Here is a 20673-nt window from a genome sequence, read left to right as displayed (position 1 = left end):
ACATTAAACAATCACACGCAAAACATATCTACCTTTCCACATATTCTGACCATCTGAGGAAGAACAAGAAATGAGGATCTCGAATATCTAAAACGTCACTTTCAGAGTCCCACTCAATAATGCAATTCCGGGCAGCAGCATTAGCGAGACGAGCCATATGATCACAAGCCCCTGTAACACTTGAACCGCTTGGAGTGTCACCTGAACACAAATTCCCAATTCGCTCTTGGAGATCTGAGTATCGAATTGTTAGTTTTGGAGGATCATTTGCCATTGCTCGCAAAATTATCGGATACACATCGCATGTTGTACCATCTTTTAATATATATGCCGTACGCTGATTACCCCTTGTCTTTGGACCTTCCTTCATAGCTTCATATGCTGAATTAAACAAAACTGAAGAACACGTACGAATACATACTTTTCTAAAAAAATCATCCGTATTTGGCAAACGAAAACAAGCTTCAGCTGCCTCTCGCTGTCCTGACTCAAAACAAGCATTGAGACAAATCGTCTGCATTAACTGCGGAGACCCAGCTGCCTCCCTAGCCAATCTTAACATAAAATCACTGTCATATGCTATATATAATTTCGAAAAACCTTTTTCTGCTATCTTTACAAGAAAATCTTCTCTCCAAAAATCAAAGTCAATCTGCTCAATCCTACCACTTAAATCAGGATTTGCCCGAAGAACATCATCTGAATGATACGGCACAGAAGCACATACAATTTTCACATCATTCCTGATGGCTTCTTTAATCTGCCGAGAAACATCCTCTTGAACTTGACGAGGCATATAATGAAAATCATCAATAAAAAGGACCAATCCTGTCCCACTCAACTCTTTGATCAAGACTTGCAAACAATCTATAGAATACCCATTTGTCTCAGATTTAGTAACGGCTAGCGAAGCAGATCCCGAGACTTCAGCTTTACCTTTTGCAACCAGCCAGTTTGTTTCTCCGCCTGCCTTGCCTGATAAAGTCCCTGAGAGATTGATTCCCGTTGCAGCGCTTTGGGCTAAAGGTGTTTCGAGAAAGTTAAAAACGCGCATCCACAATTTATCTGGGGAGTCAACGCCAGACCCTGTTACGTGAACAAGATTATCTCTTCCTACTGTATTTTCTACAAATACAGTTTTTCCAGATTTTGACGGCCCTGAGAGCGATACAACAGTCGCACCTGCTTCCAATATGTCTTTCAGCCTGACCTGCTTATCTTCGATATGATCCTTGACGAACGTCACTGACGGGAATCTACCAGGAGTAAAAACATCTGAAGCTTTCATACCTCCCCCTCTAGGGAAATATTTATAAAAAACAGAAAAATCACTTGTGAATACCTAAACAGGCTCCCCTGTGTCAATAAACATCCCTTCCAGCAACAAAGACCCTCCGAGAGACAATCCGAGAAAAGAGTTCAAACCCAACCGGGGTGCATGAATATCTGCATCACATCCTCTCGCCCAGAAGCTCCCTGCCCGCCTTCTCCCGCACGGTCCATTTGCGCCCCTCCAGCACCTTGCGGGCCAGCGGGCTCACCGTGCCCGTGATCCACAGCTCCACCGACGTGGGGTTGCGCCGCTCCACGGCCTCGTCCACGCCCCGGCACAGCCTGGTCAGGGCCTCGGTCCAGCACAGATGGTCCAGCGGAAAGCACAGCACCAGCTTCCCGGCCGAGGACACGGCCCCGGTCAGCTCGCCCAGTTCCACGAAGCCCTTCAGGGCGTCCACCTTGTTGTGGTAGCCCGCGTACATCTGGGCCATGCGCTGGCGGAACAGGGCCTGATCCTGGTTCTTGGTCCTGGCGGCGAGCTTGACGAAAATCGACTTGGCCCCGGCCCGGCGCATGTCGGACAAGGCCTTGACCAGAAGCGTCTGCTGGGTGGGGGTGAACTCGGCGTTGTCCATGAAGGCCTTGACCGCCGAATCCTGCACGCCCATGGACGTAAGCATCGCCCGGTTGCTCATGCGCAAATCCGCCGGGGGCTGGGACAGGTCCACGCCGCCCAGCCAGTTGACCCCGCTGACGCTGGTCACGGCGATGCCAACGCCGCCCGGGATGAGGGCCTTGAGCCCCATGGTGGTGAGCCCCCCGGCGTATCCCGGGCCGGTGACGGCGCGTAGCTTCTCCTGCAGGCGCTGGTTGGTGGAATAGGGATCCACGCCGTAGGCCAGGGCGTATTCCCGGCGGCTGGAGGCGAAGCCGGTGAGCTTGGCCCCGGTGGAGTCCTCGTATCTGCTGGCCGGGGAACCGTTCACGCTCTCGCCAGCGCGGTCGAAAAGCCTGCCCACCCCGGAGGCGGCGTTGCCCAAGGTGTCCACCGGATGCACCACCAGGTTGGCCACGCCCTTCACGAATTCCGCGCCGCCGTCCCACACGCCCTTGCCGTAGTCCTCCACGCCGTTGGCCTTGTCCATGGCGGCCATGGCCGCGAACTCGTCCACGCGCATGGCCAGAAGCGCCGAGGACGCCACCCGGTATGTGCCGAAGCGCGAACGCACGGTGTAGGTGTTCATGTAGCCGTCGTTTTCCACGGCCTCCTCCACGCGGTGGTGCGGGCCGGACAGAAGCGCCTTGGGCAGGATGCGCGAGGCCAGGAGGCTGTAGGGATTCTCGAAGGGCTGGGAGGGCGGCGCGGCGGAGGCGAGGACCGCCGAAAAAAGAACGGGGAGCGCGCACAAGGCGGCGAAACGCGACAGGACGCGCCCGGATCGGGCCTTGAGACGCGGCGTCCAGGTCAATCCGCGCCGCCTCCGGGCTTGACCGGCGGATATTCCTGGATGGACAGCTCGCCCGAGAGCGCCAGGAGCGCTCCCCTGGCCATGGCGGCCATCTCCTCAAGGCCCGTGACCACCACCACGGGGCCGAGATAGGCCGTAAGGCGGGTGATCTCGTGGGTGAGGCGCGTCGAGCGGGCCATGCCGCCGGTCAGCACCACCGCCTCCACCCGCCCCTCCAGGGCCGGGGCCATGGACCCCACGGCCTTGGCGATGGCGTAGGCCATGGCGTCCAGCACCAGACGGGCCTTTTCGTCCCCGGCGTCGGCCAGGGCGCAGGCCTCGCGCAGGTCGGCCGTGCCCAGGTGGGCCCGCAGGCCAGCCCGGGTGGTGAGCACGGTCCTCAGTTCCGCCACGGAATACGCTCCGGACTCGATCAGGGCCAGCACCGGCAGGAGGGGCAGCGCTCCGGAACGCTCGGGGCTGAACGGCCCCTCGCCGTCCATGGCGTTGGTCACGTCCACCACCTGGCCCTTGAGGTGCGCCCCCACGGAGATGCCCCCGCCCAGGTGGGCCACGATGAAGCGGGCGTGCGCGTAGTCGAGCCCGAGCCGCCTGGCCGCCTCGCGGGCCGCGCCGCGCTGGCCCAGGGCGTGGAAGATGGTGCGCCGGGAAATTTCGGGAAGCCCGGTGAGCCGGGCCTTGTCCATGAGTTCGTCCGTGACCACCGGGTCCACCACCAGGGCGGGGCAGTGGTGCTTGAGCGCGATCTCGCGGGCCATGAACGCGCCCAGGTTGCTGGCGTGCTCGCCGAATCGGGCGGCGCGCAGGTCGGCAAGCATGGCATGGCCCACGGCGTAGGCCCCGCCGGGCATGGGGGCGAGGAATCCGCCGCGCCCCACCACCGCGTCCAGGTGGCCCAGTTTCCCGGGAGGGCCGAGCTCCTTCAGGAGGCGTTCCATGCGGTGGGGCAGCTGGTCCAGCACCGTGGCGAACGGGGCCAGGTCGGCGGCGGGGTGGTCCAGCTCCACGGTACGCACGGGGGTATCGTCCTCGAAAAGGACGGCCTTGGTGGAGGTGGAACCGGGGTTGATGGCCAGGATTCTCGCGTGCATGGTGTTGCCCGCATTTGTGGAGCAAAGCGCCCTCCGGGTCAACCGGTTCGCCACCCTTGCTTTCACGCCGGGTTTGCTCCCTCCCGGCAGGTGGAGTATGACCCCGGCATTCAGTCAGGAGGAAACGCCCGCATGCCCACCGTCATGATACACCCCGCCGACTACCAGGACTGCCGGAAGGCCGTGGAACGCGCCTTCGAGCTCTTCCCCGTGCCCATGGCCGGGAAGAAGGTGTTCATAAAGCCCAACGTGCTGCGCCCGGCCCGCCCCGAGGAGGCCGTCACCACCCATCCGGCCGTTCTGGAAGCGGTGGTACGCTGCGTGGAGGCCCGCGACCCCGCCTCCATCGTCGTGGGAGACAACCCCGGGCTCATGGGCTACGGGGCCAATGAGGCAAGCTTCGAGCGCTGCGGGCTCGCGGAGGCCGCGCGCGGCCACTACGTGAACATCGGCGCGGACGCCGTGGAGGTGCCCTTCCGCCAGGAATACGGCGGGAACGTCAGCGTCTCGCGGGCCGTCATGGACGCCGACGTGTACATCTCCGTGCCCAAGTTCAAGACCCACGGGCTCACCGGCGTGACCGGCGCCGTGAAGAACAGCTACGGCATCATCCCGGGCGCGCTCAAGGCGCAGCTGCACCGGCTTTCGGGCGGACACGCCCGCTTCCACGACCTCATCGCCGACGTGTTCGCCCTGCGCGTGCCGGACCTCTTCGTCATGGACGCGGTGCTGGGCATGCAGGGCAACGGCCCGGCCTCCACGGAACTGCGCTGGATCGGGCGCGTGCTGGCCTCGGACAACGGGGTTGCCCTGGATTCGGTGGTGGCGCGCATGATGGGGGCCGACCCCGGCAAGCTGGGATTTCTCCGGCGGGCCAAGGCCCTGGGGCTTGGCAGCTTTGACGCGGCTGACGTGACCCTGGACGGCGAACTCATCCCCATACCGGATTTCAAGCTGCCGCCCCTGGGCGAGGAGGCCATGGCCCACATGGGCGGCATCCAGCGCCTGCTGGACGACCGCGCCGCGTGCAGGCCCCAGGCCGATCCGGCCCGCTGCACCGGCTGCGGCACCTGCGTGGACCAGTGCCCGGCCCAGGCCCTGGAGCTCGTGGACGGCCTGCCCGTGGTGGACGCCAAAGCCTGCATCGCCTGCTTCTGCTGCCAGGAGATGTGCCCGGAAAAGGCCATCTCCCTCAAGGCTCCTTCCTGCCCGTCGGGCATGGCGCACTGAGGCGCTTCCGGGCCGGAAACGCAGACGTCCCGGCGGCCTCGCGGCCGCCGGGACGTTTTTTCGTGCCAGGCGGAATATTCCCTAGGCGCAGGGCGGCACGCCCGAGTGCTTCACGTCCAGGCCCTTGGCGATGAAGATGACGCTCTCGGCCAGGTTGAAGCAGCGCTCGCAGATGCGCTTGAAGCTGTAGGACATGAAGGAGAGCTGCACGGCGCGCTCCACCATGCGGGCCTCGCGGATCATGACCGCCGTCAGGTCCCGGAAGACCTTCATGTGCTGGCTGGTGGCGGCGTCGTAGCATTCGAGCACGGCCTGGGCCTGTTCGGGGGAGGTGTCGGCGAAAGCGCGGGCCGCCTTGTCTATGAGCTCCAGGCTCATCTCGCCCATGCGCCACAGGGACACCACGTCCACGGCCTCGGAGCGCTCCAGCAGGTCGAAGTTGCGCTCGGCCACGTTCACGGCCTCGTCGCCCATGCGCTCCAGGTTGGAGGCGATGCGCATGCTGCCCACGATCAACCGCAGGTCGCGGGCAACGGGCTGCTTGAGAGCCAGGAGCCTGAGCCCCAACGCCTCGTTCTGGCATTCCAGACTGTCGATGGCCTCGTCAAAGTCCACGACCTCCTGCGACAGGGCGGCGTCACGCAGGCGCACCGCCCGAAGGGCCTTGTCCACGGATTCGCGCACCATGTAGAACATGCGTAGCGAGTCGATACGCAGCCGGTCCAGTTCCTGATCGAATTCCAGGGTCATGTGGTTTCCTCTCGGTATTGCGGCGCGGGCGCAAGCACCCGCAATACTTGCTTGGAGGATATGACGGCCCGTTGTCAACCGTGCCTGGGCGCGGGCCGCGCGATGCCATCAAAACGTAACACTCCGGCGCGATTTCAGGGCTCCCCATGGAACCAGCCCATGCGGGCCGACCCGTAGACCGTCCCGGCGGGATCGAAGGTGTCGGCCTTGTTGTGGAAGGCCAGGGTCCGGGCATGGGGAGGGGAGCCCGCGAACAGGCCCTCAGGATGTCCGGCCAGCGCCTCCAGGGCGTCCTGGCCGATGGGCGCTCCAGGGCCGAGCCCCGTCAGGCGCAGAAAGGCCACCGGCCCGCACACCGTTTCGCGGTCCGCCGCCCGGCCCAGGGCGTCCAGGCCCATGACGCCGACCACCAGGTCGGCCCGCGCGGGCACGGCGGCCCCTCCCGCCCAGGGGGCCTTCAGGGGAAGCCCTTCCGCGCGGTCGGCCTCCACCAGGACGTAGTCCGCCCGGAAGCGCTCCATGAGTTCCGGGATGCTGCCCGGCTCCACGCCGCGCAGGAGCCCCGTGGCCGGGTCGATGGACAGGCCCGCGTGCAGGTGCGTGTAGAAGGGAACGCCGGACGCGTGCTCCAGCAGAAGGAAATTCCGGGGCGGCGGCTGGATGTCCACGGTGGCCGTGGTGAGCACCCTGGCCCCCCACCCGGCCAGCTGCCTGGCCAGGGCGCGCATGAGCGTGGTCTTGCCTCCCCCGCCCGTGAAGGCCACCACGCGCTCGCCCTCGCGGAGCATCTCGCGCAAGGGGTTCACCCGAGCGCTTCCCTAGGCAACGATGAAAAGACTCGCTCAAACGACATCCGGTCCTCCCCTGGCATCGGCTTGCGCGCGGCGCAAATCCGATAGCAAAGATGACAAGCATTGAGAATGGGAGTATTCCATGCGCATTCGGAGCTTGCTCCGCCAAGCGACATCATGCCGTGCCGGCTCGGAAGGCCGATGAAAGCTGTCCTTTCCAGACTCGCCCTGCTCTGCGCATTCCTCGCCTCGGCGTCTCTCTGTCCCGCGGCCGAAAGCTTTTCGGACAAAGTCCTCATCCTGCACTCCTACCATGCCGGCTTCCCCTGGACCGACGAGATCCAAAGCGGCATCTTCACCGAATTCCGCCGCCAGGACCCGCATTTCGAGCCCTTCGTCGAATGGCTGGACTGGAAGCGCTTCCCCGACCCGGAAAACCTCGAACGCGCGGCCGAGTCCATGCTGCGCAAATACGCCGGCGTGTCCTTCGGCGTGGTGATCGTCTCCGACAACGCGGCCCTGGAGTTTGCGCTCAAGCACCGCCAGTCCATATTCGGGGGCGCTCCCATCGTCTTCTGCGCCATCAATGGCTACACCGACGACATGATCGCCGGGCAGGACCGGGTGTCCGGCGTGGTGGAGGACGTGGACGCGGCCGGAACTCTTCACGCCGCCCTGTCCGTGCTGCCGGAAACCCGCCGGGTCATCGGGCTCGTGGAGGACACGGAATCGGGCAACGCCCAGAAGGAGGACATCCGCAAGGCCGTGGAGCGGCACTTTCCGGGCCTGGCAGTCTCGTTTCCCGCCGATCCCGTCCTGGAGGACGTCTTCGCGGCCTGCAGCGGCCCTTCGGCCAAGAACACGATCCTGCTCCTCGGCTCTTTCGGCCGGGACCGCACAGGCCGCATCTACCCGGACTTCGGGGTGGACCTGGTCTCGTCCGGGTGCGCCACGCCCGTGTTCGTCATGTGGGATTTCCTGGTGGGCAAGGGAGCCGTGGGCGGCCAGGTGCTCTCGGGCAAGCTCCAGGGCAGGGAGGCGGCAAGGATCGCCCAGCGGTTCCTGGCCGGCGAGCAGAACATACCTGTGGACACCAAGCCTCCCACCCAGACCATGTTCGACCAGGAGCAGCTCCGCCGGTTCCGTATCGGCCCGGGTCTGCTCCCCCAGGGCAGCCTCCTGATCAACGAGCCCGTGACAATCTTCCAACGCTACAGGGAGCTCGTTCCCGTGGTGATCGTGGCCATGGGCCTCATGGCCGCCGCCATCGGGGCGCTCTCCATCACCATCCTGGCCAGAAAGCGCGTGGAGCGGGAACTGGAGAAGACCAAGGCCTTGCTCGCCGCCGCCATCGAGCACAGCCCCTCCGGGATCATGGTGGCCGAGGCGCCGCAACTGACCATCACCCTGGCCAACCCGGCCGCCGAACGCATCCTGGGAATTGAATTCGGCCGGGAACAGCCCCTCGGATACCTGCGCGACGGCGACATCCCCTGGAAATGCTTCCTGCCCGACGGCACGCTCTGCTCCCGGTCCGAGCTGCCCCTGGCCCAGACCGTGCTGACCGGAACCTCCTCCGACAACGTGGAGATGCGCGTGGTGCGCGCCGACGGCCAGGAGCGCTGGATCCTCCTTTCGGCCAGCCCCATCCGGGACCGTGACGAGCGCATCATCGCGGGCATCATCGTCTTCGCCGACATAACCTCGCGCAAGCACATGGAGGACATGGTCGTCCAGTCGGAGAAGATGATGTCGCTCGGCGGCCTGGCGGCAGGCATGGCCCACGAGATCAACAATCCGCTGGGCATCATCGTGCACAGCGCCCAGAACGCCCTGCGCCGCGTCTCCAAGGACCTGCCCGCCAACGCCGAGGCCGCGCGAAAGGCGGGAACAAGCCTGGAGGCGGTGACCGCCTACCTGGAGGCCAGGCACATCCTCACCTACATCCAGGACGTTCTGGACGCCGGGCACAGGGCCTCGCGCATCGTGCGCAGCATGCTGAGCTTCAGCCGCCCCAGGCAGAGCGAACGCTCTCCCCTGCGCCTGGACACGCTCATGGACAAGGCCGTGGAACTGGCCCAGAGCGACTACGACATCAAGCGCAACTACGACATCAAGAAGGTGCGCTTCGAGCGCCGGTACGATCCGACCGGGCCGTCGGGATTCTTCGTGGAGAGCGAGATAGTCCAGGTGTTTTTGAACATCGTCAAGAACGCGGCCCAGGCCATGGCCGCCAAGTCCTACCGGGACGGGGAGGCGCCGGTCATCCGCCTGACCACCAGCCTGGCGGGAGACCACGTGGAAGCGGTCATCGAGGACAACGGCCCCGGAATGGACGAGCGGACCCGCAAGCGCGTCCTGGAGCCGTTCTTCACCACCAAGCAGGTGGGCGAGGGCACGGGACTCGGGCTCTCCGTGTCCTACTTCATCGTGACCAACTCCTACGGCGGCACCCTGGATGTGCGCTCCCGGCCGGGCGAGGGCACGGCCTTCACCATCCGCCTGCCCCGAGGGAGGGTCTGACGCCGTGCCGGGAGCCATCATCCTCATCGTGGACGACGAGCCCCAGCTCAGAAGCTGCCTGCGCGACGCCTTCGAGGACATGGGCTACCGGGTGCTCACCGCGGGCAGCGGCGAAGAGGGCCTGGAGACGCTTGCGCGCGAGCGGGTGGACGCCTGCACGGTGGACATGCGCCTGCCGGGCATGAGCGGCAACGAATTCATCGTCCGGGCTCACGAGGCGTGGCCCAGCCTGCATTTCGTGGTGTACACCGGCTCATGGAACTATGAGCTCCCGCAGGAGCTGGCCGCGTTCGGCATCACCCCGCAGGACGTGTTCCCCAAGCCCTGCGGGGATCCGCAGCTCATGGCCCAGGCCATCGAACGGCTCCTGGGGCGGGACTGAAGACTCAGTCCTTCTTCGAGGGCGGCTTGATGTGGGCCAGCACCCGGGCCTCGGCCTCAACCGCCTCGGGGGTCCGCAGGGCCTCAAGCTCCGACGTCTCCACGAAAAATATCGCCCCGCACGGGCACATGTCCGCGCAGGCCGGTCCCATGCCGCGCCCCCGGCGCTCGGCGCACAGGTCGCACTTGGTGAGCATCACGCCCTTGTCGGTCTCGAACATGGCCGCATACGGGCAGGCCAGCATGCAGTTTCGCCCCTCGCAGCCGCGGCAGAGAAGCGGCTGCAGGACCATGGCCCCGCCCGCGTCGCGGGTGATCGCCCCCTTCTTGCAGACGCGGGCGCAGTTGGGATCCTCGCAGTGGCGGCAGTACAGGGGCATCATGATGCCGTCGGTGGTGCGGGTCATGACGATGCGCGGGGTTGCATGCACGAAGCGGCACACGAACTCGCAGGTCTCGCAGCCGATGCACTTGGAATAGTCGATGTAGAGTGTCTTCATGGCGCTCATTTCCGGATCACCGGCTCGTCCTTGGAGACCAGGTCGTCGTAAGCGTACTCGTTCAGGCGGTCCTGGGCCTTGAGGTCCAGCCAGTTGGCCAGGCTGCGCGCGGCGCGAAGCCCGGAATACACCGCCTTGCCGATCTTGCTCGGCCCGGTGAGGGCGTCGCCCGCCACGAACACGTTCTCGATGGCCGTCATGTGCAGCCAGTGCACCTCGCCCTTGCGCACCTCCTCGAGCCCGAGCTCCCGAGCGAAGGGAGGCGTGGCGATCTCGCCGATGGCCGCCACCACCGCGTCCACGGGCAGGGTCACCGAGCCCCCCCCGCGGGAGTACTCCAGGCCAGTGACCCGGTCCTCACCCAGCACGCGGGTGGGAGCGGCCTTCTCCACCCAGGCCACGCCCATGTCCTTCAGGCGCTCGATCTCGTAGCTGCCGCAGGGGGCCTCCTTGGCGGTGCGCCGGTAGAGCATCGTCACGCTGGCCGCGCCCAGGTGCACCGCGCCATGGGCCGCGTCCACGGCGGAGTGTCCGGCCCCGATCACGGCCACGGCCTTGCCCGCCACGTCCGGGGCCTTGACCCGGGCCGAGGCGTAGCGCACGGCCCGGATGGGAAAGAGGAACTCAAGCCCCGAGTAGACCCCGGGCAGGTTTTCCCCCTCGATGCCCATCTTGCGCGACTTCCAGGAACCCGTGCAGATGATGCTGGCGTCGTGGCGCATCACCAGGTCCTTGAGTCCCAGGATCTCCTTGCAGAAGTGGTCGCCCTCCTCCTCGAACATGGGGGCGGAGCAGCAGATCTTGGTCTGGGTGTGGAAGATGACCCCGTAGTCGCGCTCCATGTGCCGGGTGGCGCTGGCGACGCGCTCCCGGGGGATGCGGTGGCCGGGGATGCCGAAGAGCATGAGCCCGCCGGGCTTGGGCAGCTTGTCGTAGACGTCCACCTGGTAGCCCAGGCACGACAGATGCCCGGCGGCGGCCAGGCCGGACGGGCCCGCACCGATGATGCCCACGCTGCGGGCGGCCGGCGCGGACGGGCCGGGGCAGAGGAAATTGAAGTTCATGGAATGCACGGGAGGCTCCTCGGGGCGGCTGGCAGGCCGGTTGGACAAAAACTACGGACAGCCGCCCCGGAGCGCAAGCGCTTTCCCCCCGGGCCTGGGCGGAAGTCCTTGACGCCCTGTTCCTGGCGTCCTACTATTCCGACCAGCAAAATAGAGTTCCAACATACGGAATCAATCGTTTGCAACCGGACACCCACGCCCCCACTTCGCTGGACAAAGCCCTGGCCCTCCTCGACGGCCTGGGGCGGCTCGGCCGCGCGGGGATCAAGGCCCTGTCCGAGGAGACGTCCATCCCCGCCCCCACCGTGCACCGGCTGCTCGGGGTGCTGGGCCGCAGCGGCTATGTCCGACAGGATCCCGACTCCAGGCAATACCATCTCTCGCTCAAGCTTCTGGAGTTGGGCGCCAAGGTCCGCACCGGCCTCGACCTCGCGGCTGCGGCCAGGCCGCTCATGCGCGAGCTGGCCGAGTCCACCCGCGAGACGGTCAACCTGGTGGTCTTCGACAACCAGGAGGCGGTCTACGTGGAGCAGGAGAGCGGGGCGCGCTCCATGCTGCGCATGTTCACCCGCGTAGGGGCGCGCGTGGCCTTGTACTGCTCCGGCGTGGGCAAGGCGTTCCTCGCGGCCGGAAGCGACGAGGCCGCGCTGGACTATCTGGCGGGCGTGGAAGCCGTGCGCCACACCCCCCGCACCATCGTCGCACCCGAGGCGCTGCTCGACGAACTGGCCCGAATCCGCCGCCATGGCTACGCCGTGGACGACGAGGAGATGGAGGAAGGCGTGCGCTGCGTGGCGGCGCTCATCCTGCGCGCCAGCGGCGAACCGGCCGGGGCCATGAGCCTGTCGGGGCCGAGCGCCCGGCTCACCCCGGAGCGCCTGCCGGAACTGGGCCTGACGCTTGCCCGGGCGGCCGAGGCCATCTCCGCAGAACTGGGCTGGCGCCCCCGGACGAATATTCCCGGTGCTCCCTGAGCGCCGGTCTTCCCACCCCTGAGGAGAAAAGGAGACATCCATGAGCGAACGCGTACAGGTATCGGGTCTCGAGGTGTCCAAACCGCTGGCGGAGCTTATCACCCGCGCGTCCGCCGGAACCGGCGTCGCGCCGGAAGCCTTCTGGAAAGCCTTCGCGGGCGTGCTCGAGGGTTTCGCGTCCAGAAACCGCGAGCTGCTGGCCAAGCGCGACGACCTGCAGGCCAAGATAGACGCCTGGCACCGGGAACGGGCCGGAAAACCCCATGACGCTGCGGCCTACAAGGCGTTCCTGGGCCAGATCGGCTACCTGGTCCCCGAAGGACCGGACTTCTCCATCGAAACCACCTGCGTGGATCCGGAGATTTCCACCATAGCCGGGCCGCAGTTGGTGGTGCCCGTCACCAACGCCCGCTACGCCCTGAACGCTGCAAACGCCCGCTGGGGGAGCCTCTACGACGCGCTCTACGGCACCGACGTGCTCCCCCAGACGCCCGGCGCGGAAAAGGGCCTGGGCTACAACCCCAAGCGCGGAGCCGCCGTGGTGGCCTACGCGGCCGCCTTCCTGGACAAGATATTCCCCCTGGCCAAGGGCTCCCACGCCGACGCCGCCGAGTACGCAGTGGAGAACGGCGCGCTGGCCGTGAAGCTCACGGACGGCTCCTCCACGGCTCTCGCCAAGCCCCGTCAGCTCGCCGGGCACTCCGGCGGGGCGCAGACCTCGGCCATCCTGCTCCGCAACCACGGCCTGCACTGCGAAATCCGCATCGACCGGTCCCATCCCATCGGCAAGGACCACGCCGCCGGGGTCAAGGACGTGGTGATCGAGGCGGCCATGACCACAATCCTGGACTGCGAGGACTCCGTGGCCTGCGTGGACGGCTACGACAAGGCCCAGGCCTACGCCAACATCTGGGGCCTGTTCACCGGCGAACTCGAAGCCAGCTTCGATAAGGGCGGCAAGTCCGTGGCGCGCCGCTTAAACCCCGACCGGGCCTACTTCGCCCCGGACGGCAAGGCCTTCAGCCTGCCAGGGCGCAGCCTGCTCTTGATCCGCAACGTCGGCCACCTCATGACCACCGACGCCGTGACCATGGGCGGCAAGGAAGTGCCCGAGGGCATGCTCGACGCCATGGTCACGGGCCTTTTGGCCATCCACGACGTGAAGGGCAAGGGGACGCTCAAGAACAGTCGCGCGGGTTCCGTGTACATCGTCAAGCCCAAGATGCACGGCCCCGAGGAAGTCGCCTTCACCTGCGAGCTGTTCGCAGCGGTTGAAAGCGCCCTGGGGCTCGCCCGCAACACCATGAAGGTGGGCATCATGGACGAGGAGCGGCGCACCACCGTGAACCTCAAGGAATGCATACGGGCTGCGAAAGACCGCCTCATCTTCATCAATACCGGATTCCTGGACCGCACCGGCGACGAGATCCACACCAGCATGGAGGCCGGCCCCATGGTCTCCAAGGAGGCCATGCGCAAGGCCCGCTGGATCACCGCCTACGAGGACTGGAACGTGGACACCGGACTTGCCTGCGGCATGCACGGCAAGGCCCAGATCGGCAAGGGCATGTGGGCCAAGCCGGACATGATGGCAGAAATGGTCGAGGTGAAGATCGGCCATCCCAAGAGCGGGGCCAACACCGCCTGGGTGCCCTCCCCCACTGCCGCCACGCTGCACGCCATGCACTACCATCTGGTGGACGCCCTGGCCGTGCAGAAGTCCATGATCGGCCAGCGCCGGGCCAGCGTGGACGACCTCTTGACCATCCCGCTCATGGAGAAGGGAGCGCTCACGCCCGAGGAGGTGCAGCGCGAGCTGGACAACAACTCCCAGAGCATCCTGGGCTACGTGGTGCGCTGGGTGGAACAGGGCATCGGCTGCTCCAAGGTGCCGGACATCCACGACGTGGGGCTGATGGAAGACCGGGCCACGCTTCGTATATCGAGCCAGTACCTGGCCAACTGGTTGAGGCACGGGGTCTGCACCGAGGCCCAGGTGCTGGAGACGCTCAAGCGCATGGCCGCCGTGGTGGACCGCCAGAACGCGGGCGACCCAGCCTACCACAACATGGCCCCGGATTTCGAGAACTCCGTGGCCTTCCAGGCCGCCTGCGACCTGGTGTTCAAGGGCCGCGAGCAGCCCAGCGGCTACACCGAGCCCATCCTGCACGCGAGGAGAAGAGAGGCAAAGAAGAAGCTGGGGCAGTTGTAGGGCTGGTTGGAAAGAGAAAAGATATGAACAAGGCCGCCGGGCGAAAGCCCGGCGGCCTTCTCTGTTCACTTCGCTTCAAATCATGCTACAGGGGGCCGAAATCCCATTGTCTGACCCAGCGGTTCGTTTGACCGGGAACGGCATGGAGGTCATGATGAACGAGGATACCCATCCCGAAGACTCACAAAAGGAAAAACAACCAGCCCCCTTTTTTCGGAAGTTCAGTTTTACCATCGGCGACAAAGTCGACGTCATATCGGCGAACATCGTATGCCTGCTCTTCAGCTCGGGCCTCTTCTGGTTCGCATACACCTACGACAACGGGGCGCTCTTTCGCATCCTGATCCTTTTCGGAATTGCAGCGGGCGTCGTCGGATGGGCCACGGGCATCGCATTGTCCCCGTACAGCACCGACGAGCAGTCCTCGTTCGCCAACATATCAAAGGCAGTGTACGGCTTCATAAGCGGGTACATCCTGAGCAAGGTCGACAAGCAGATAAACAGGCTGTTCGAGATTACGACAGCCAATGACTTCGACAAGGAAATGATCATCATAGCCGTATTCTGCACGACGGCCTTTTTTCTGGCCGTCTGCACCACCTACGTGTCGCGATCATATTGGCATCACACCCGCAAGCGGGCCGCAATGACCTGATCTTCCCTTGAGCATTCCCCCGAAAACCGCGAAGGCCGCCGGACTCACGTCCGGCGGCCTCATTTAGGAGGATCCCCTCGCGGATGGGGATGGAAGCCTATTCCTGGACCACTTCCAGCACGGGCTCGCCGTACTGGTCGGGGACGGTCTTCTGGATCTTCAGAAGCTGCATGCAGCGCCTGAACGCTCCCAGGATGACCACGGCCATGAGGCTCATGACCACCACGGCCAGGGTGGAGAGCAGGTACAGCCCCTTGGGCATGAAGTTGTTCACGATGGAGAGGTATCCGGCCCACATGGTCACGCAGGTCAGGCCCAGTCCGGGCACGCCGGTGATCCAGGCGTACTTGGCCTTGCCCAGGCGGATGATCATCACCGTGCCGATGATGAGGCCCACCGAGGCCAGCAGCTGGTTGGACATGCCGAACAGCGGCCAGATGGTGGAGATGTCGCCGGTGTAGAGCAGGTAGCCCCAGGACGCGGTGAACAGCACCGAGGTGATGGTCACGCCCGGCCACCAGCGCTTGTCGTTGAACTTGGGAACCACCACGCCGATCATCTCCTGCAGGAAGAAGCGGCCCACGCGGGTTCCGGCGTCGATGGCGGTAAGGATGAACACGGCCTCGAACATGATGGCGAAGTGGTACCAGTAGGCCACCAGGTGCTGCATGATGGGGATGGAGCCGAAGATCTGGGCCATGCCCACGGCCAGCGACACCGCGCCGCCGGGACGTCCCTGGAGCTTCTCGCCAACGGCCACGGCGATGTCGTTCAGGTAGACGGTGCTCATGCCCAGCTTCTCGAAGACGGCCGGGGCGGCATTGATGGCGAAGTAGTCGGCCGGGACCATGGTGCAGGCCGCGATCAGGGCCATAATGGCCACGAAGCCCTCGGTGAGCATGGCGCCGTAGCCCACGAACAGCAGGTTGCGTTCGGAGTCGAGCATCTTGGGGGTGGTGCCGGTGGCGATGATGGCGTGGAAGCCCGAGACCGCGCCGCAGGCGATGGTGATGAACAGGAACGGGAACACCGGTCCGGGGATGACGGGTCCGCCGCCGGAGAAGAACTTGGTGATGGCGTGCATCTGCAGGTCGGGGCGCACCCAGAAGATGCCGATGGCCAGCATGGCGATGGTGCCGATCTTCAGATACGTGGACAGGTAGTCGCGCGGGCACAAAAGCAGCCACACCGGCAGGATGGACGCGGCCACGCCGTAGATGGGCACGGCCAGGGACAGGGCGGGCCGGGACAGGGTGAAGATGGCGGCCAGCGAGGGAATCTCGGTGATCCAGTGGCCGCCGATGACCGCCATGGCCAGCAGGGCCACGCCCATGATGGAGGCGCCGCGCACGTCGCCGGGGCGGATGAACTGCAGATACAGCCCCATGAAGATGGCGATGGGGATGGTGGCGAACACGGTGAAGGTGGCCCAGGCGCTGTCGTGCATGGCGTTGACGCAGGCGATGGACAGGCCGGCCAGGGTCAGGATCAGGATGAAGAGCACCGCGAAGGAGGCCACGCCGCCGGTGAACTTGTCCACTTCCTGGGTGGCGATGTAGGCCAGGCTCTGGCCCTTGTGGCGCACCGAGGCGAAGAGCACCACCATGTCGTGCACGGCTCCGGCCAGCACGCAACCCACCAGAATCCACAGGGCTCCGGGCAGGTAGCCGAACTGGGCGGCCAGCACGGGTCCGAGCAGCGGCCCGGCCGCGGCGATGGCCGCGAAGTGGTGGCCGAACAGGAGATATTTGTTGGTCGAGACGTAATCGACGCCGTCGGCCATCTTCGTGGCCGGGGTCAGGCGGGCTTCGCTCACGCCCAGCACCTTACGGGCTATGAACAGGCCGTAAAAGCGGTAGGCGATGGCGAAGACGCATAGGGATGCGAACACCAGGGTCAACGCGTTCATTGCAGTCCTCCTCCGAGATGATGAGCCCCCTCTGACAGTTTCATTATCCTTCAGACAATGGTTGCGGCGCGAAAGGGATGATCTCGAGGGTGAAGCGGCGGTTCCGGGGAATGAAACGCCGGGAGAAGATGTCTGCTTGTGGGCCGGTGGAAGAGGGGCCTCGGCGGCATGGTTGAGGAACGAAAGAACACCGGGCGGCCGCATGAAACGCGAAGCGATACAGGAGTCCAAAGGAACTCCGTCCCTTTGACCGCCGGCGGCGCTCCCTAATCTTCTTACTGCTGCGGGATTCTCAGCGTGATGCTCGTCCCCGCGCCGGGGCTGCTCTCCACCATGAGTCCGTAGGCCGGGCCGTAGAGCTGCACCAGGCGCTGGTTGGAGTTGCGCGCGCCGATGCCTTCGGTGAGCGATTCCAGCTCCACGGCGGAGGTGATGGCCTTGACCTGATCGGCGGCCATGCCCGCGCCGTCGTCATGCACCTCCACCAGCAGGTGGCCGTTCTCGCGCCAGGCGGTGAGCTTCACCAGCCCCCCTTCGGGCCTGGGCAGGATGCCGTGGCGCACGGCGTTCTCCACCAGCGGCTGGATGATGAGCGGCGGGGCCAGGCACTCCTCGGCGCCGGGTCCCAGGTCGATCTCGGCCTTGATGCGGCTACCGAAGCGGGCCTGCTCGATGGCCAGGTAGGCGCGGGTCTGCTCGATCTCCTCGGAGAGCCGGATGAGCCCACGGCTGGAATCCAGGTTGCGGCGCATGTAGCGCGACAGGTCCAGGAGCAGTTCGCGGGCCTGGGCCGGGGCGGTGCGACAGAAGCTGGCTATGGTGTTGAGCGAGTTGAACAAAAAGTGCGGGTTGATCTGGGCCTGGAGCCTTCTTATCTCGGCGTGGGCCAGGAGCTGGTTCTTGATGCCGATGTCTTCCAGTTCCAGCTGCGTGGAGAAGAGGTCGGCCAGCCCCTTGGCCAGCTCGAAGAGGGTCTCGTCCAGGGGCAGGCGGCGGGTTCCGTAGAGCTTCAGGCACCCCAGGATGTCCGCGCCCTTGCGCAGGGGAACGATGATGGCCTCGGAGAGCGGGCACCCGGCTTCGGAGCAGGCGATGCTCTGCTTGCCTCGCACGAAGAGCGGCACGCCGGTCTCGAAGACCCGATGGGTGGCCTGGGTGAGCACCTCGCCCCCGGCCACGTGGTGGTCCTCGGCCGCCCCAACGTGGGCCAGGATGGTCTGGCCGGAGGTCACGGCCACGGCCGCCACCTGGGCCTCCTTCATGATGATGGCCGCGGTGGCCCTGGCCGACGCCTCGGTGAGTCCGGCGCGCAGGTGGCCCACGGTCTGGTTGGCGATGGAGAGGATCTGGCGGGCCAGGTCGCGGTCCTGGGCCTGCTTGAAGCGCGTCTGGAGGTCCAGAGCCTTGACGAAGAGCGCCGCGCCCAGGGAGTTGAAGACGATCATGGGCAGGGCGATCACCTGCACCAGGGCGATGGCCTCGTAGAAGGGCTGGGAAAAGAGCAGCACCAGCCCCATGTGCACGGTCTCGCCCGCCAGGCACAGGCCCATGGCCAGGCGCCAGTCCAGGCTGTTGCCCTGGTAGCGCCGGGCCACCAGCCCGGCCACGGTGCCCTCGAGCAGCGTGGCCAGCCCGCAGGGCACGGCCGAGAAGCCGCCGATGTCTATCAGGTTGCGGTGCGCCGCGGCGATGAACCCCACGCCGAACCCCACGCCGGGGCCGCCGAAGAGCCCGGCGGTCACCACCACCATGGCCCGCAGGTTGGCGAAGGACTTGAACACCGCGTTGCCCGTGTACGTGCCCAGCACCCCGAACAGGCCGAAGAGCACCACCAAGAGAATGGTGGCCCAGAGCGGACGGTCGCGGCGGGGGCCGAGCTTGTCAAGCGACGTGACGGTCATGATGGCGAAGCCGCCCGCCAGCAGAAGCCCGAACCGCTGGGACAGGTTCAGGAACAGCTCGGGAACGTCGGGACCCAGGATGAAGCTCATGCGATCCCCAGGCTGGCCTTGAAGTCGCGCACGCGGTTGCGGCTCACGGTCACTTCGGTTCGGGCCGGGTCGGCCATGACCACGGAATACTTGCCACCGAACCAGGGGGCGAACTCGGCGATGCGCTCCAGATTGATGACCTGGGCGCGATTGGCCTGGAAGAAGGGCAGCCCGGCCAGGCGCTCGCAGGCCTTGGCCAGGGTGGAGATGCCATGGCAGGGGAGCCTGCCGGTGTCGGTGACGGCCATGACGCGCTTCTCCTCGGCCTCGATGAGCACGACCTTGGCCGTGGGGATGAGGCTGATGCGTCCGCCATGCTCCACGGCAAGCCTCGCCAGGGGCTTGTGTCCCGCATGCCCCGCCGTGGAGAGAAGCCGCTCGATGGCCTCGCTCAGATGCGGTGCGGCCGGTTCGCCCATGTGCCTGCGCACGCGCTCCAGGCTTTTGGCCAGGCGCTCGGGCGAGACGGGCTTGAGCAGGTAGTCGGCGGCGTTTTCCTCGAAGGCGCGGATGGCGTGCTGGTCGAAGGCGGTGACGAAGACGAAGAGCGGCGGGTGGTCCAGGGACTGGGCTCCGGCCAGGACGTGGAAGCCGTCCTCGCCGGGCATCTGGATGTCCTGGAAGACCAGGTCCACACGGCCCTGGCCGATGACCTCCAGGGCTTCCCGGGCCGTGGCCGCCTGGGCGGACACCACGTCGGGGTGGGCCTGGAGCAGGTAGGCCAGTTCGTCCCGGGCCGGGGCTTCGTCGTCGACGATGAGTGCGCGGATGGTCATGGTCGTTCCTGAGGCCGGGCTACCCCTGAACGGGTTTCGTGTAAAGCGCCCCGCCCCGGAGCGATTCCGGCCGCCGCCGAACCCCGTCCTTCCGGTCCGTCGCGGCGCGGGAGACGCCCTGAAAGCTCATTTGTAGTAGGCCGAGATGGGCGCGGCTTCCTTCAGGGTGACGGGGCTCCCGTGAGGGATGACGTATTCGCTCCCTCCCACCACGCTCTCGCCCCCGGGAGTCCAGTTGTAGGTGTAGCCGAGGCCGGTCCAGGGGTACGAGCCCCCTGGGGTGTCGTAGATCGACGCTTCCCGCTCCAGGAACCAGCCGGCGTAGTTCGTGGTGGAGGGCTGGCCCGGGCCGGGCGAATCCCTGGGCACGACGGGGGCGGGGGTGATCGGGACGTTCTGCAGGGTCACGGGGAAGGACGTGATGAGCTCGTGGGAATCGACGCCGGGTTCGATGGCCGGGCGCACTAGGTTCGACGGCGACACCCAGAGCGACACCACGGTGTCGTTGGGAGTTTTGCTGTCCGGGGGCAATCCCAGGTACTGCTCGGTGGCCAGGCGCGGGGTCAGGGTGGCCCCCACGGGGTTTGACGCCTTGACCTCGGCATACATCTCCGGGGCGGGCACCACCCAGAGGTCCGCCCCGGCGCTGAACGTCTGCCCCGGAGTGTAGCTTGAATAGTAGGCGCTCTTGGTGAATGTGGTCACCAGGACCTGGCTGGAACCCGGCTCGCCGCTCCAGACGAGCCTTTTTTCATCGGATTTTATGTCCACGATGTCGGGATTGGCCGGAGGGGACGACAGATGGAGCAGGTTGGATTTCGCCTGGACCACGGCCGCCTGATACTCAACCTGAAGAGGCAACAACATCAGGGCCTGGATGGCGTCCTGACCGGGAATGGTCTGCGCGCCCGCCGGTGAAAGGGACATCCACCCCAGAAGGACTGACACCAAACACGCGATGATCGATCTGCGGGTCATTTCCTGAGCCCTCCCCGAGCGTCCGGTCATCCTTCCGCGTTTTCCTCACCCATATGACCATCACGGCCGGAGGCGCAAGATTCCATCCCCCGACCGTCTGTTTC

Annotated in this window: 17 protein-coding genes; 6 read left to right on the top strand and 11 right to left on the bottom strand. The window is 65.4% G+C overall.

Annotation, left to right across the window (positions count from 1 at the left end; genetic code table 11):
- Window positions 1–28 precede the first annotated feature (28 nt).
- The 3 genes from ML540_RS04660 to buk all read right to left on the bottom strand — a co-directional run bounded on the left by ML540_RS04660 (window position 29) and on the right by buk (window position 3835).
- Window positions 29–1288, bottom strand: a complete 1260-nt coding sequence (locus tag ML540_RS04660) for a P-loop NTPase family protein (protein ID WP_243358831.1) — start codon at window positions 1286–1288, stop codon at window positions 29–31.
- Between the two features lie 163 nt (window positions 1289–1451).
- Complete coding sequence (locus ML540_RS04655) at window positions 1452–2744, bottom strand: hypothetical protein (protein ID WP_243358830.1); 1293 nt, start codon at window positions 2742–2744, stop codon at window positions 1452–1454.
- Complete coding sequence (gene buk, locus ML540_RS04650; RefSeq protein WP_243358829.1) at window positions 2741–3835, bottom strand: butyrate kinase; 1095 nt, start codon at window positions 3833–3835, stop codon at window positions 2741–2743. Before buk ends, ML540_RS04655 begins: the two co-directional genes overlap by 4 nt.
- 132 nt (window positions 3836–3967) lie before the next feature.
- Here buk and ML540_RS04645 point away from each other — a divergent pair, with 132 nt between their 5' ends.
- Window positions 3968–5065 carry a DUF362 domain-containing protein gene (locus ML540_RS04645; protein WP_243358828.1) on the top strand — a complete coding sequence of 366 codons (1098 nt, stop codon included), beginning with the start codon at window positions 3968–3970 and terminating at the stop codon, window positions 5063–5065.
- 81 nt (window positions 5066–5146) lie between these two features.
- Here the strand turns inward: ML540_RS04645 and phoU are convergent, their stop codons facing one another.
- On the bottom strand, window positions 5147–5815 hold the full coding sequence (gene phoU, locus ML540_RS04640) for a phosphate signaling complex protein PhoU (RefSeq protein ID WP_243358827.1): 669 nt from the start codon (window positions 5813–5815) through the stop codon (window positions 5147–5149).
- A 134-nt stretch (window positions 5816–5949) separates the two neighbouring features.
- Entirely contained in the window at window positions 5950–6621 is a 672-nt protein-coding gene (yqeC, locus tag ML540_RS04635) for a selenium cofactor biosynthesis protein YqeC (protein ID WP_243358826.1), read from the bottom strand.
- A gap of 186 nt (window positions 6622–6807) precedes the next feature.
- On the opposite strand from yqeC, the gene ML540_RS04630 reads away from it, so the two are divergent.
- Both ML540_RS04630 and ML540_RS04625 read left to right on the top strand, forming a co-directional pair.
- Window positions 6808–9129, top strand: coding sequence for an ATP-binding protein (locus ML540_RS04630; RefSeq protein WP_243358824.1), 2322 nt, complete (start codon window positions 6808–6810; stop codon window positions 9127–9129).
- Window positions 9130–9133: 4 nt separating this feature from the next.
- On the top strand, window positions 9134–9511 hold the full coding sequence (locus ML540_RS04625) for a response regulator (RefSeq protein WP_243358823.1): 378 nt from the start codon (window positions 9134–9136) through the stop codon (window positions 9509–9511).
- A 4-nt stretch (window positions 9512–9515) separates the two neighbouring features.
- Here ML540_RS04625 and ML540_RS04620 read toward each other — a convergent pair whose 3' ends face one another.
- Both ML540_RS04620 and ML540_RS04615 read right to left on the bottom strand, forming a co-directional pair.
- Window positions 9516–10019, bottom strand: a complete 504-nt coding sequence (locus ML540_RS04620) for a 4Fe-4S dicluster domain-containing protein (RefSeq protein ID WP_243358822.1) — start codon at window positions 10017–10019, stop codon at window positions 9516–9518.
- Complete coding sequence (locus ML540_RS04615; protein ID WP_423747877.1) at window positions 10016–11083, bottom strand: FAD-dependent oxidoreductase; 1068 nt, start codon at window positions 11081–11083, stop codon at window positions 10016–10018. Before ML540_RS04615 ends, ML540_RS04620 begins: the two co-directional genes overlap by 4 nt.
- Before the next feature lie 170 nt (window positions 11084–11253).
- On the opposite strand from ML540_RS04615, the gene ML540_RS04610 reads away from it, so the two are divergent.
- From ML540_RS04610 to ML540_RS04600, 3 genes are all read left to right on the top strand, one after another.
- Window positions 11254–12048, top strand: a complete 795-nt coding sequence (locus ML540_RS04610) for an IclR family transcriptional regulator (RefSeq protein WP_243358820.1) — start codon at window positions 11254–11256, stop codon at window positions 12046–12048.
- A gap of 40 nt (window positions 12049–12088) precedes the next feature.
- Window positions 12089–14260, top strand: coding sequence for a malate synthase G (locus ML540_RS04605; RefSeq protein ID WP_243358819.1), 2172 nt, complete (start codon window positions 12089–12091; stop codon window positions 14258–14260).
- 154 nt (window positions 14261–14414) lie between these two features.
- A complete protein-coding gene (locus ML540_RS04600; protein WP_243358818.1) occupies window positions 14415–14915 on the top strand; it encodes a hypothetical protein in 501 nt (166 codons plus the stop codon).
- A 97-nt stretch (window positions 14916–15012) separates the two neighbouring features.
- Here ML540_RS04600 and ML540_RS04595 read toward each other — a convergent pair whose 3' ends face one another.
- The 4 genes from ML540_RS04595 to ML540_RS04580 all read right to left on the bottom strand — a co-directional run bounded on the left by ML540_RS04595 (window position 15013) and on the right by ML540_RS04580 (window position 20569).
- The gene (locus ML540_RS04595) at window positions 15013–16824 is read right to left on the bottom strand and encodes a carbon starvation CstA family protein (RefSeq protein WP_243358816.1); all 1812 of its coding nucleotides are present in this window, start codon (window positions 16822–16824) and stop codon (window positions 15013–15015) included.
- Window positions 16825–17099: 275 nt separating this feature from the next.
- Window positions 17100–18815, bottom strand: coding sequence for a LytS/YhcK type 5TM receptor domain-containing protein (locus ML540_RS04590; protein ID WP_243358814.1), 1716 nt, complete (start codon window positions 18813–18815; stop codon window positions 17100–17102).
- Window positions 18812–19591, bottom strand: a complete 780-nt coding sequence (locus ML540_RS04585) for a LytR/AlgR family response regulator transcription factor (protein WP_243358812.1) — start codon at window positions 19589–19591, stop codon at window positions 18812–18814. Before ML540_RS04585 ends, ML540_RS04590 begins: the two co-directional genes overlap by 4 nt.
- A 126-nt stretch (window positions 19592–19717) precedes the next feature.
- Window positions 19718–20569, bottom strand: a complete 852-nt coding sequence (locus ML540_RS04580; protein ID WP_243358811.1) for a hypothetical protein — start codon at window positions 20567–20569, stop codon at window positions 19718–19720.
- Window positions 20570–20673 lie beyond the last annotated feature (104 nt).

The sequence above is a fragment of the Fundidesulfovibrio terrae genome (assembly GCF_022808915.1).
GTDB classification, from domain to species: domain Bacteria; phylum Desulfobacterota; class Desulfovibrionia; order Desulfovibrionales; family Desulfovibrionaceae; genus Fundidesulfovibrio; species Fundidesulfovibrio terrae.
Note: the sequence above shows the minus strand (reverse complement) of the source record. Positions and strands in the feature narration are given on the sequence as shown.